Source organism: Undibacterium sp. CY21W (assembly GCF_014284265.1).
Taxonomy (GTDB): Bacteria; Pseudomonadota; Gammaproteobacteria; order Burkholderiales; family Burkholderiaceae_D; genus Undibacterium; species Undibacterium aquatile.
This window is the reverse complement of the sequence record NZ_JACOGE010000002.1, coordinates 702,998-715,657: the sequence shown is the minus strand read 5'-3', so window position 1 is coordinate 715,657 and position 12,660 is coordinate 702,998. Positions and strand designations below refer to the sequence as shown.

13 protein-coding genes are annotated in these 12,660 nt (G+C 50.7%); 4 read left to right on the top strand and 9 right to left on the bottom strand.

All coding sequences use genetic code 11. The annotated features are described in order from the left end of the window. Nucleotides 1–17: 17 nt before the first annotated feature. The 9 genes from ruvB to tyrS form a co-directional block, all read right to left on the bottom strand. Nucleotides 18–1,061 (bottom strand): Holliday junction branch migration DNA helicase RuvB, encoded by a 1,044-nt coding sequence (ruvB, locus tag H8K29_RS07835; protein ID WP_186897098.1) that lies wholly within the window; start codon nt 1,059–1,061, stop codon nt 18–20. Between the two features lie 11 nt (nt 1,062–1,072). Continuing rightward, the gene (gene ruvA / locus H8K29_RS07830) at nt 1,073–1,654 is read right to left on the bottom strand and encodes a Holliday junction branch migration protein RuvA (protein WP_186897097.1); all 582 of its coding nucleotides are present in this window, start codon (nt 1,652–1,654) and stop codon (nt 1,073–1,075) included. 255 nt (nt 1,655–1,909) lie between these two features. Beyond that, on the bottom strand, nt 1,910–2,452 hold the full coding sequence (ruvC, locus tag H8K29_RS07825) for a crossover junction endodeoxyribonuclease RuvC (RefSeq protein ID WP_186897096.1): 543 nt from the start codon (nt 2,450–2,452) through the stop codon (nt 1,910–1,912). Nucleotides 2,453–2,487: 35 nt separating this feature from the next. Beyond that, the gene (purH, locus tag H8K29_RS07820; protein WP_186882778.1) at nt 2,488–4,053 is read right to left on the bottom strand and encodes a bifunctional phosphoribosylaminoimidazolecarboxamide formyltransferase/IMP cyclohydrolase; all 1,566 of its coding nucleotides are present in this window, start codon (nt 4,051–4,053) and stop codon (nt 2,488–2,490) included. 51 nt (nt 4,054–4,104) lie between these two features. Then, nucleotides 4,105–4,338: a helix-turn-helix domain-containing protein gene (locus tag H8K29_RS07815; protein WP_186882779.1), complete on the bottom strand. Its 234-nt coding sequence runs from the start codon at nt 4,336–4,338 to the stop codon at nt 4,105–4,107. A gap of 97 nt (nt 4,339–4,435) precedes the next feature. Then, on the bottom strand, nt 4,436–5,446 hold the full coding sequence (gene dusB / locus H8K29_RS07810; protein ID WP_186897095.1) for a tRNA dihydrouridine synthase DusB: 1,011 nt from the start codon (nt 5,444–5,446) through the stop codon (nt 4,436–4,438). A gap of 285 nt (nt 5,447–5,731) precedes the next feature. Beyond that, nucleotides 5,732–6,391, bottom strand: coding sequence for a histidine phosphatase family protein (locus H8K29_RS07805; protein WP_186897094.1), 660 nt, complete (start codon nt 6,389–6,391; stop codon nt 5,732–5,734). A 49-nt stretch (nt 6,392–6,440) separates the two neighbouring features. After that, nucleotides 6,441–6,890, bottom strand: coding sequence for a D-aminoacyl-tRNA deacylase (gene dtd / locus H8K29_RS07800; protein WP_186897093.1), 450 nt, complete (start codon nt 6,888–6,890; stop codon nt 6,441–6,443). Continuing rightward, nucleotides 6,887–8,155: a tyrosine--tRNA ligase gene (gene tyrS / locus H8K29_RS07795; RefSeq protein ID WP_186897092.1), complete on the bottom strand. Its 1,269-nt coding sequence runs from the start codon at nt 8,153–8,155 to the stop codon at nt 6,887–6,889. Before tyrS ends, dtd begins: the two co-directional genes overlap by 4 nt. A gap of 238 nt (nt 8,156–8,393) precedes the next feature. On the opposite strand from tyrS, the gene H8K29_RS07790 reads away from it, so the two are divergent. The 4 genes from H8K29_RS07790 to H8K29_RS07775 all read left to right on the top strand — a co-directional run bounded on the left by H8K29_RS07790 (nt 8,394) and on the right by H8K29_RS07775 (nt 12,575). Then, complete coding sequence (locus tag H8K29_RS07790) at nt 8,394–9,764, top strand: peptidoglycan DD-metalloendopeptidase family protein (RefSeq protein ID WP_186882784.1); 1,371 nt, start codon at nt 8,394–8,396, stop codon at nt 9,762–9,764. A 63-nt stretch (nt 9,765–9,827) separates the two neighbouring features. After that, nucleotides 9,828–10,949 (top strand): anhydro-N-acetylmuramic acid kinase, encoded by a 1,122-nt coding sequence (locus tag H8K29_RS07785; protein ID WP_186897091.1) that lies wholly within the window; start codon nt 9,828–9,830, stop codon nt 10,947–10,949. A gap of 58 nt (nt 10,950–11,007) precedes the next feature. Next, a complete protein-coding gene (locus tag H8K29_RS07780; protein ID WP_186897090.1) occupies nt 11,008–11,658 on the top strand; it encodes a DsbA family protein in 651 nt (216 codons plus the stop codon). Then, nucleotides 11,655–12,575 carry an aldo/keto reductase family oxidoreductase gene (locus H8K29_RS07775; RefSeq protein ID WP_186897089.1) on the top strand — a complete coding sequence of 307 codons (921 nt, stop codon included), beginning with the start codon at nt 11,655–11,657 and terminating at the stop codon, nt 12,573–12,575. Before H8K29_RS07780 ends, H8K29_RS07775 begins: the two co-directional genes overlap by 4 nt. Nucleotides 12,576–12,660: the final 85 nt, after the last annotated feature.

The window sequence follows — 12,660 nt, the reverse complement described above, 5'->3', positions numbered from 1 at the left end:
CAATCGATTTCTGGCTGTCACTCATTCTCTGGCGGTACAAGATTAAAATGTTCGTAAGCCAAAGTGGTGGCAATTCTCCCGCGAGGAGTACGTTGCAGGTAACCTTGTTGTATCAGATAGGGTTCCAGCACATCTTCAATGGTGTCACGTTCCTCACCGATTGCCGCCGCGACATTGTCCAGCCCGACGGGGCCGCCACCGAATTTAAACAGGATGGCTTCAAGTAGCTTTCTGTCCATCAGATCGAAGCCAACGGTATCCACATCCAGCATTTTCAGCGCGGCATCGGCAATATCTTTGGTGATCTCGCCATTGCCTTTCACCTCGGCATAGTCACGTACCCGCCGCAGCAGGCGATTGGCAATACGCGGTGTGCCACGCGCGCGATTAGCGATTTCTCGCGCGCCAGCTTCGTGTATCGGTGCATTCAGGAGGGAGGCCGAACGTGTGACGATACGCGTCAGTTGTTCCGGCGTATAAAATTCCAGACGGGCGACGATACCAAAGCGATCACGCAAAGGATTCGTCAGCATGCCCGCCCGCGTTGTTGCACCGACCAGCGTGAACGGTTGCAGATCCAGTTTAACCGAGCGTGCAGCGGGGCCTTCGCCTATCATGATGTCGATCTGATAGTCTTCCAGCGCAGGATATAAAATCTCTTCAACGACGGGAGACAAACGGTGAATTTCATCGATAAACAGCACATCGTTTGCTTCCAGATTCGTCAGTAGTGCGGCCAGATCGCCTGCACGCTCCAGAACCGGCCCCGAAGTCTGACGCAGGTTGACTCCCATTTCACGGGCAATAATGTGTGCCAGCGTGGTTTTACCTAAGCCCGGAGGGCCGAACAGCAGGGTGTGATCGAGTGCTTCTCCGCGCTGGCGCGCAGCCGTGATGAAAATTTCCAGCTGATCACGGATTTTTTCCTGCCCAACATATTCGTCGAGTTGTTTTGGCCGTAATGCGCGTTCAATCGCTTCTTCGTTAACGGACACCGGTGTTGCCGCAATGATGCGCTGTTCGCTGAAATTGATCGAAAGATTATCTGTCTGTATGCTCATGATGTAATTTTTCAGCCTTTAGACAGTGATTTCAGGGCGAGTTTGATGCCTTCCGATACGCCTGTATCTTTTGGTACGGATTTCATCGCCAGCATTGCTTCTTTATCGGAATAACCCAGAGCTAACAAGGCATTCAGAATGTCGGCGCTATGATCACCTGCCGCGGCCGCCATGCCGGACGTAAATAAATCGGCACCGAGTTTACCTTTGAGTTCCAGTAACAGGCGCTCGGCAGTTTTTTTGCCTATTCCCGGAATGCGGGTTAAGCGACCGACTTCCTGCATCGTAATTGCCTGCGACAGATCTGCCACAGACATTCCCGAAAGGATAGACAATGCCGTGCGCGCACCGACGCCGCTGATTTTAACCAGTTGACGGAAGGTCGCACGTTCTTCTGCTGTGCCAAAACCAAACAGCACATGTGCATCTTCGCGTATGGCCAGATGTGTCAGCAAAACCACTTTTTCGCCTAGCGGTGGCAGGTTATAAAACGTGCTCATCGGCACATCGACTTCGTAGCCTACACCCTGACAATCGATCAATAATTGAGGGGGATTTTTCTCTAGCAGAGTGCCTGCGATGCGACCTATCATGAGACTGCTTTCATACTGTATGAATAAGCAGTGATAGTAAACGATTCTCTCCGGCTTGACGAGAGTGTGTCAGCGAAATTCCACGACTTAGGACTGGTGTTGCTTTCCTGAGCTGCAGCGGAAAATAAAAAGAAGATGTGTCGTCGTGTTTACAAGGGTCTTCAGGCAAAAAGGCTCGCTGGGGCGCATCAACATTGAGGGATGCTAAGTTTCGACGAGTGTCAGACATAGAATTTGATCTTACAGGATGTGCATTTACCCTATCAGTCTGCCTGCTTTCACACGTAGACCTTTTTTTGCCAGTTCGGGCGCAATGGCACTCAAGGTTGCCAGGGCTTCACCACTATGGGCGTGGCAAATCGCAACCCCGAGCGCATCAGCGGCATCCGCACTTGGTGTGCCGGATAGCATTAACAGACGTTGCACCATATCCTGCACCTGCTCCTTGCTGGCACGCCCCTGGCCGACAACCCCTTGCTTGACCTGCAGCGCCGTGTATTCGGCGACCATCAGATCAGCGGCGACTAATGCGCAGATGGCTGCGCCACGCGCCTGTCCCAGCAATAAGGTGGATTGTGGATTGACGTTGACGAAGACTTTCTCTATCGCCGCACAATCAGGCTGATAAGTGCGGACAATTTCAGAAACGCCGGAAAGGATAGTTTTCAGCCGCTCAGGTAAAGAACCTTCGACCGTTTTGATGGTGCCAGATGCTACGTAAGTGAGCTTCTGTCCCTGCTTATGAATAACCCCGAATCCAGTTGTCCGCAATCCGGGGTCGATACCTAAAATCTTCATGTGTGCCTTGCCCCGCAAAAGAGCAAGGCGAATGATTAATGACGGAAATGACGTGTGCCAGTATAGACCATCACCACACCGCGTTCATCTGCGGCATCAATGACTTCCTGATCGCGCATAGAGCCACCCGGATGAATCACACAAGTCGCGCCTGCATCGACCACTACATCCAGACCGTCACGGAACGGGAAGAATGCATCTGACGCTACAGCAGAACCTATCAGCGACAGCCCAGCATTTTGTGCTTTGATCGAAGCGATACGCGCAGAATCAATACGGCTCATCTGACCGGCGCCGACACCTAGCGTCATACCGTTGCCACAGAATACGATCGCATTCGATTTAACGTATTTCGCGACACGCCATGCAAACATCATGTCGGCCATTTGTTGTGGTGTCGGTTGAAGTTTGGAGACGACGCGCAATTCTTCCTGCAAAACGTTTTTCGCATCCGGTGCCTGTACCAGCAAGCCGCCACCTACGCGTTTGACGTCGTATTGATTGACTTCGTTGCCCAAGGCAATTTCCAACAAACGTACGTTTTGTTTGGCTGCAAAAATCGCTTTTGCTTCTGCTGTGAACGATGGTGCGATCAGTACTTCAACGAATTGTTTAGCGACGATTTCTGCTGCTTTGCCATCGAGTTCACGGTTGAATGCAATGATGCCGCCAAAGGCTGATGTCGGATCGGTTTGTAATGCTTTGCTGTATGCGTCAAATGGTGTCGGGGCTACCGCTACGCCGCAAGGATTCGCATGCTTAACGATGACGCAAGCGGATTCTTTGAACGACTTAACGCATTCCCAGGCTGCGTCGGAGTCAGCGATGTTGTTGTACGACAGTTCTTTGCCTTGCAATTGTTTGTAGTTGGCGAGTGCGCCATCCACTGTTTTCAAATCACGATAGAAAGCTGCCGACTGATGCGGGTTTTCGCCATAACGCATTTCCTGCACTTTGTCGAAATGCAGATTCAGTGTCTGCGGATAAGCGCTGCGTGTCGTGTGTGCTTTATCTTCACCGAGGCTGGTCAGATAGTTAGTGATAGCACCGTCATATTGTGCGGTATGCGCAAAGACTTTTTTTGCCAGCGTGAACTTGGTGTCATAGCTGACGACATTGTTATTCGCCTTCATTTCGGCGAGAACCACGGTGTAGTCGCTGGGGTCAACAATCACGGTCACGTCTTTGTGATTTTTTGCCGATGAGCGCAGCATCGTCGGGCCACCGATATCAATGTTCTCAATCGCATCTTCGAGTGAGCATTCTGCTTTGGCGACCGTTTGCTGGAAAGGGTAGAGATTCACAACGACCATATCTATCGTCGGAATGCCATGCTGTTCAAGCGCTGCAACATGCTCAGGAAAATCGCGGCGCGCCAGAATGCCGCCGTGTACTTTCGGGTGCAGTGTTTTCACACGTCCGTCGAGCATTTCAGGAAAGCCCGTGTAGTCCGCTACTTCGGTTACAGCTAAACCATTATCGGCCAATAATTTAGCGGTGCCGCCGGTGGAGAGCAACTTGACACCGAGTGCAGACAATTCACGTGCAAATTCGAGCACACCGGTCTTGTCGGAGACGGAGATAAGAGCTTGTTTGATCATGATGAAGATAAGTGAGTAAGGAAATCGGTGTCAGGCGCTGGCGGCAAATAATTACAGCAAACCGTGCTGCTGCAATTTCTTGCGCAAGGTATTGCGGTTAATGCCGAGCATGTCTGCTGCTTGTGACTGGTTGCTGGAGGCGCGTATCATCACCATTTCCAGCATAGGTTTTTCTACTGCTAATACAACCATGTCGTAAATATTGGAGGCGGGTTGTTCGCCGAGATCGCGGAAATATTTTTCCAGATTTTTATGGACGGCGTCCTGAATGCTATCTTTGCTCATGCTGTTTTTGTCACTGTTCGGTTATGCCGGTCGGCGCTTTCATTTCAATGCTGAAGGCGCTGATGTTATGCGGTCGGATTACAAATATCGGTTTGTTTTACGCCGCCATTTTTTCTTCAAAGGGGCGGTATTGTAACCGTTCCCCCGCCATGCGATCAAAAAAATGACTGACGGCATCAAGTTGTTCATCGCACGACGTTAGTAAATTCATTTGCTGCCGGAATTCCTCGCCGTTGACGAGATCCTGCACGTACCAGCCTATGTGTTTGCGCGCAGTCCTGACACCAAGATACTCACCGTAAAACTCATAATGTGCTTTCAGATGGTTATCCATCAGGTGCCTGACTTCGCTGATCAGTGGCGGTGGTAAGTGTTCGCCAGTTGCTAGGAAATGTTCGATTTCGCGAAAGATCCAGGGCCGCCCTTGTGCTGCACGCCCTATCATGATCGCATCTGCACCGGTAACTTCTAACACGTATTTTGCTTTTTCCGGCGTGGTGATATCGCCATTGGCAACCACTGGAATAGTCACCGCCGCTTTGACGGCGGCAATGGTGTCGTATTCGGCATCGCCTTTGTAGCCATCAGCACGGGTACGGCCATGCAAGGTCAGCATTTGTATGCCAGCAGATTCCGCCATACGTGCAATCGTCAGCGCGTTTTTGTTTGCTCTGTCCCAGCCGGTACGGAATTTCAGCGTGACAGGCACATCGACGGCACCGACCACGGCATCGAGAATGTCGCCAACCAGAGCTTCGTTTTGCAGCAACGCCGAGCCACACCACGCATTGCATACTTTCTTGACCGGGCAACCCATGTTGATGTCGATGATCTGCGCGCCCTTATCCACATTATGTTTTGCGCAATCCGCAAGCATTTTGGGATCTGCGCCTGCGATCTGTACTGCCTTGGGTTCCATCTCTCCGGCATGGTTAGTGCGTCGGGTCGATTTTTCGGTTTCCCATAATTTCGGATTCGATGCCGCCATTTCCGAAACGGCATAACCTGCACCAAGTTCTTTGCATAACTGACGGAAAGGTCTGTCGGTGACCCCAGCCATGGGAGCCACAAAAATATTGTTACGCAAGACGTAGGAACCAATTTGCACGATGAGGTGGGAGGGAATTTGAAGAAGCGCTATTTTACCTGAAACCTGCCTAAATAATTAGCAAATACGCTGTTTTCTGAAGGAATATTTATTTCAATCAGGTCGCGATTTTGATAGCTTTAGACTTGCTTTTCTAAATTTCGACAGCCAGTCGGTACTGGCTTGTCGTCATGTTTTGTTTGGTTGAAGTTTGGCTGAAAATTGCGCAGCATGTGTGTGCTTGATGTAGAGCGGATGCGGTGCTTGCATCAGCGCTATCAATGGAGATAAGCGATATGAACGACGTCAGGATGCTTTATCGTTTTGATTAATTTCATCCATGGCGTCAGTATCGAGATGGGCAATGTCTCCCCACTGGATCAGTTGCAAAGCATTGTCTTTGTACTCAAAGCGGTTAATGCTTGCGTTGTAAATCGTCACCTCACGTGGAGCATTCAACGGCAATCCTTTGGCTGCACGATACGCGCATTCGAGTACACCACCGTGGGCGACCAGGGCGATTTTTTTCCCTTCGAATTGTTTTGCGTAGTGCTCAATGTGCTCGATGATACGTTGATGAAACTGACGTGTTGTCTCACCTTTATTTTCCCCTGGAGGAAATTCTGCGTCAGGATCATGCGATTTCCACGCCGCATAGGCTTCCGGAAAAACATGTGGAATCTCGCTGTACAGTTGTCCTTCAAAGCCGCCATAGCAACGTTCGCGTAAGCCAGCATCGATGCGGGTACTGATGCCTTGCAAGCGCGCGATTTCACCGGCAGTCTGCACTGCCCGTTGTAAATCACTGGAAATGATGGCATCCAGTTTTTCATTTTGCAGCGACCACGCCAGCGCCTTTGCCTGCTGCGTTCCTTGTGCATTCAATGGAATATCAAGGTGGCCCTGCAAGCGTTTAATAGCATTCCAGGCTGTTTCACCGTGGCGGATAAGGAGAATTTCAGTCATCTGATTTGTGGATAGTTGCAGGCACGTCGAAACGGCTAAGGCGATGTCGTTACGCTGATTTTTTTGTTTCCAACCAAAATGTGACAGGACCGTCGTTGGTCAGCGACACTTTCATGTCGGCACCAAAACGGCCAGTCTCGACGGTGCTGTGTTTGCTTTTTGCTTGCCGGACAAAATAGTCGAACAATTGGCGCGCGACATCAGGCGGTGCAGCAGGCGTGAACGAAGGGCGGGTGCCGGCGTTGGTATTGGCCGCCAGCGTGAATTGCGGTACCAGCAATAAGCCGCCCTGCGTATCTGTAATGCTGAGGTTCATTTTTCCAGCATCATCACTGAATACGCGGTAGGTCAGCAGCTTATTGAGTAAGGCATCCGCCTCGGTTTCACTGTCGCCGCGTTCTGCGCAGACCAATACCATTAAGCCCGCTGTGATCGCGCCGGTGGTTTCACCATCGACGACGACACTGGCATGGCTGACGCGTTGCAATAGTGCGATCATGCTGACAAAGTCACGCGGGCAAATTTTCGTTTGCCGACTTGTAATACAAATGTCCCGGCTTCGACCTTCAGACCTTTGTCACTGAGAACGGTGCCGTCAATACGTACGCCGCCTTGCTCAATCATACGCAAAGCTTCAGAGGTCGATGCACACAGATTTGCCTGTTTCAATAACTGCGCGATGCCGACTGGCGCACCGCTCAGGCTGACTTCCGGCACGTCGTCCGGTATGCCACCTTTCGAGCGGTTAACGAAATCGGACAGTGCATCTTCACCGGCTTGTTTATTATGGAAGCGGGCAACGATTTCCTGCGCCAGCGCAACCTTGATATCGCGTGGATTCTGGCCGTCAGCAACGGCTTTTTTATAGACTGCAATTTGCTCAATAGAGCAGAACGAAAGCAGGTCGTAATACTTCCACATCATCTCGTCTGAAATACTCATGATCTTGGCGAACATGTTATTTGCCGGTTCCGTGATGGCGATGTAGTTATTTTTTGATTTCGACATCTTTTCAACGCCGTCCAGACCTTCCAGCAGTGGCATGGTCAGAATACATTGTTGCTCTTGTCCGTAATCTTTTTGCAGTTCGCGTCCGACCAGTAAATTGAATTTCTGATCTGTGCCACCGAGTTCGAGGTCAGCATGTAATGCGACGGAATCATAGCCCTGCATCAGCGGATACAGAAACTCGTGTACCGAAATCGGTGTGCCTGCTTTGAAACGTTTGGTAAAGTCATCACGCTCCATCATACGAGCCACAGTATATTTTGATGACAACTGAATCATGCCGCGTGCACCCAGCGGATCACACCATTCTGAGTTGTAACGGATTTCAGTTTTTGCCGGATCTAATACCAGGCTCGCTTGCCGGAAGTAAGTTTTGGCGTTTTCCTCGATCTGCTCACGGGTCAGCGGCGGGCGGGTGATATTGCGTCCGGAAGGATCGCCGATCATCGACGTGAAGTCACCAATCAGAAAGATAACCTGATGGCCTAAATCTTGCAGTTGCCGCAATTTATTCAGAACGACAGTATGACCAAGGTGCAAATCTGGTGCAGTCGGATCCAGCCCCAGTTTGATACGTAAAGGTTTGCCGGTTTGTTCGCTGCGGGCGAGTTTTTGCGCAAATTCGCTTTCGATGAGCAATTCGTCAACGCCACGTTTTGTGACCGCGAGGGCGTGTTGTACGGCATCGGATAGTGGCAAGGCTTTGGCTGGCGTGATGATGCTGGAACTGGAGGTGGAATTTTGTGCAGAAGTCATAGGTATTTAAACGAGATTTTTTGTAACATCGCTGGTCAGGGTTCTCATTCTGAATCAATAATCAGCGTTTTGCCAGATTCTGGGTGTCGGTTTAATTTTGCTGGGATCAAGTTTTCTTGCTTTATAATCCAGCCTTGGTTTGTCGCCGATCATATTCTTCGAGCATGTTTTGCTTAGAATATTATTGCTGCAGCGACCCCCGAATTTTCGATAAAAACAGTCAATTTTAACTTATTGCATGCGACCATCAGATAAATTACTTCGTGTGGCTACCGGCAGCTCCAGACTGTTGTTAGGTTCCACCCGCGTTTCCCGTATTGTTTCCGTCACTGCTTTATTCTTCGCTGTCTGTGCTGTAGGTGCGACGGCCGTTGCGCCTCTGGCACCGGATGCGGCAGATTTGCCGGTTAAAAAAATTACCAAAGAATTGCCTTTACCCAGCCTTGATGAACAAGTCGCTGCATTGGCCAATGCTGATCAGCAGTATGTTCGCGAAGAGATAGTCCGTCGTGGCGACACGCTTAGTGGCTTATTGTTGCGCCTGGGCGTGGATGACGCCGACGCGAATACTTTCATTAAAACCGATAATGTGGCGCGCAGCTTATTACAGTTGCGTACCGATAAGTCCGTTCGCGTCAAAACGAATGAAGACGGCGAGCTGGAATGGTTGCAGACGACAGTCGTGGATGGTACAGATAAGCCCGCCCGGAATATCGAAGTCAAACGCGATGCTTCGGGGCATTTCGTGGCAACCGACGCGCCTGCTGCACTGGAGCGTCGCGTTGAAATGACCTCCGGCAATATCGTTTCCTCGCTGTTTGCAGCGACGGATGAGGCGAACATTGCTGATAATGTGGCGTCGCAGATTGTCAGTATGTTTGAAACGAACATTGATTTTCGCAAGCTGCAACGCGGAGACCAGTTTAATGTGGTCTATGAAAGTTTCTGGCAAAACGGCCAACTTGTGAAAACTGGCCGGGTACTCGCAGGTGAATTCACTAATGCCGGAAAAACTTACCAATCTGTGTGGTTTGATGAAGCCGGTGGTCAGGGTGGTTATTACACTTTCGACGGTAAGTCTCTCAAAAAATCTTTCCTCAAATCTCCGTTGGAATTTACCCGTATCTCTTCGGGATTCTCGATGCGCGTACACCCGATTTCAGGTCAGTGGAAAGCGCATAAAGGCGTCGATTTTGCTGCTGTGACAGGAACGCCGATTCGTGCGACTGCTGATGGTATTGTGGATTCTGTTGGACCAAGCAATGGTTACGGTAATCTGGTGGTGGTGAAACATCATTCCAATTACAGCACAGCCTATGCGCACATGAGCCGTTTCGCGGCTGGCATACATAAAGGCAGCCGTGTTAGTCAGGGTGAAGTCATCGGCTATGTCGGCTCAACTGGCTGGGCAACTGGCCCTCATCTGCATTATGAGTTCCGTGTGAATAATGAGGCACGCGATCCTATGGGCATCAGTTTGCCAGAGGCTCCACCATTGGCAGGAAACGATATGCCGCGTTTCAAAGTAGTTGCTGCTGAAATGCACCACCGCTTCAATTTGCTGCGTCCTGAACGTTTAGCGGAAACGATGAAACTGGCATCCCGTTAAAGCGATAAGCTCAATACAGGCCGAACATTGCGTTCGGCCTTTTTCATTTTTAGTGATGTGCATATGCAGAATACTTCTTTGTATATTGGTTTAATGTCTGGCACCAGCCTTGACGGTGTGGATGGGGTGCTCGTGCGCCTGCCTGAAACACCGGGAACGCCTGTGGAGTTACTTGCCAGCGCTTACCTTCCGTTTTCAACAGAGATACGACAGCAGGCAATGATGTTGCAGAGTACTTGCAATGATGAACTGCATCAGGAAGCCTTGCTGGCCAACGCGCTGGCGCGAGCCTATGCTGAGTGCGTTCATCTTTTGTCTGAGCAATATCCTCTTCAGGATGTCCGGGCAATCGGTGTACATGGACAAACGATACGGCACCGGCCTGAGCTGGGTTATACCCGTCAAACGAACAACCCCTCTTTACTGGCCGAATTAACCGGCATTGATGTGATTGCTGATTTCCGCAGTCGTGATATCGCTGCTGGCGGACAAGGCGCACCGTTGGTGCCGGTATTTCATCACGCCGTATTTGCGGCCGACAATGAATGCAGAGTCGTCGCCAATATCGGCGGCATCAGCAATATCAGTATTCTTGGCGCGGATGGCAGCACGACTGGTTTTGATACCGGGCCGGGCAATGTGCTGATGGATTACTGGATACATCAGCATCACGCAAAAAACTATGATGCCGACGGTGCCTGGGCATCGCAAGGCGAAGTGAATTCAGCATTGCTTCAGAAACTCGTGGCTGAGCCTTATTTGCATCTTGCTCCGCCCAAAAGCACCGGACGTGATCTGTTTCATCCCGCATGGTTGCAGCAGCAATTACAGGGATTTGATACCGTACCCGCTGCCGACGTACAGGCGACATTGTGCGCTTACACCGCGATGAGTCTGGCGCAGGCGATTTGTACTTACGGCGGACAGCAGGCAAAGACCGTATATGTGTGCGGCGGCGGTGCGTTTAACCGTCGTCTGATGCTGATGTTGCAGACTTTTTTGTTTGAGGCCGGATCGTCTGCGCTGGTGTGCAGCACGGATGCGCTCGGTGTCGCACCGGAGCAAGTAGAAGCGATGGCTTTTGCCTGGCTGGCGCAACAATTCTGTCTGCGCCGTCCCGGTAATCTGCCGGTAGTCACTGGCGCCAAAGGCCCGCGTATTCTTGGTGCGCTGTATCCAGCATAAATTGCGTACACTCTGACCCCTATTTGATTTTTTTTCTCGCTATGAAAAGAGATATCGCATGATTCAACTGATCTACGTCGCTGACCCTATGTGTTCATGGTGCTATGGTTTTGGTCCGGAGTTGCAAGCCTTGCTGGAACTGATGCCGGAGGCGAATCTGGATATCGTCGTCGGTGGCTTGCGCGCCTATAACCAGGAGATCATGGGTGAGGAACAACGACAAACCATACGCGGTCACTGGATGCATGTCGCCGAAGCCACCGGTCTGCCGTTTGCCGCAACAGGGATGACGCAAGAGGGATTTAAATACGATACTGAGCCTGCATGCCGTGCAGTTGTGGCGACCAAAATGCTGGCGGATCACCTTGCACCAGTACAGTTGTTATCGGTCTTTCGCGCTATTCAACATGCGTTTTATGCCGAAGGCAAAGACGTAACCGATTTACATATTCTTTCGGATGTTGCGGTCAATGCCCTGAATGGAATGGACGGTGAAGATAGTTTTGATGCGTCCAGTTTTTATGAAACACTCGTGTCACCGATGTGCATGGCGGACACGCGGCAGGAATTTGAGCAATGCCAGCGCTGGGGAATACGCGGCTTCCCCGCACTGTTATTGGTTCACGACAATGCCTTGCACATGATTGCATCCGGCTTTACGAAAACAGCGGAATTAGTTTCCGCGATTCAGGAAATACAAAAAATATGAATACCTCATTGATTTCCCCACGTATTCAGATTGCCCCCGGTGGTCCGGAATTTTCCCGTATCGTTCTTGGTCTGTGGCGACTGGCGAGTTGGCAAAAAACACCGCAAGAACGGGTCAGCTTTTTGCAAGAGGCGCTGGAACTCGGTATTACAACCATAGATCAGGCGGATATTTATGGCGATTACCAGAGTGAACGCCTGCTCGGAGAGGCGTTGCATATAGCGCCTGAATTAAAAAAAGAATTTCAGTTCGTGAGTAAGTGCGGTATCAAACTGGTGTCGCAGCATCGCCCTGAACATCATCTTCAGCACTACGATACCAGTCGCCAGCACATCATTGCTTCTGCCGAAAATTCTTTGCGGGCAATGCAGATTGATCGTCTGGATCTGCTGTTGATTCATCGTCCCGATCCTTTGATGGATGCCGATGAAATGGCTGAGGCATTTCATCATTTACAGCAAAGTGGCAAGGTCGCACATTTCGGCGTGTCGAATTTTACGTCGTCGCAATTTGATTTACTGGCATCACGTTTTCCATTGGTCACAAATCAGGTCGAACTCTCGCTGTTGCATCTGTCGCCTTTGCATGACGGCACACTGGATTTGTGCCAACGATTGCGCATTGCGCCGATGATCTGGTCGGCATTGGGTGGTGGTGCTTTATTATCGGATGCCACAGCAAATGCCGATGTGCAGCGTGTCCGCGTCGCTTTGGGTCAGGTGGCCGCAGAACTTCAAGTGCCTCCGGCAACGGTTGCGATTGCCTGGGTCTTACAACATCCTTCTAAGCCGATGGTGCTGACTGGATCTGGGCGTAAGTCGGCATTGCGTGAAGCTGTTCTTGCATGTAGCCAGATATTGAGCCGTGAGCAATGGTTTTCTCTCTGGTGTGCCGCAGCCGGAAAAGGAGTTGACTGATCTTGGCCAACGCCCTGTCTGCAAGGGATGCAGCCTTGATAAAGATTTTATTTCCGACTGTGCCGGATCAACTGGTAACGTGGTA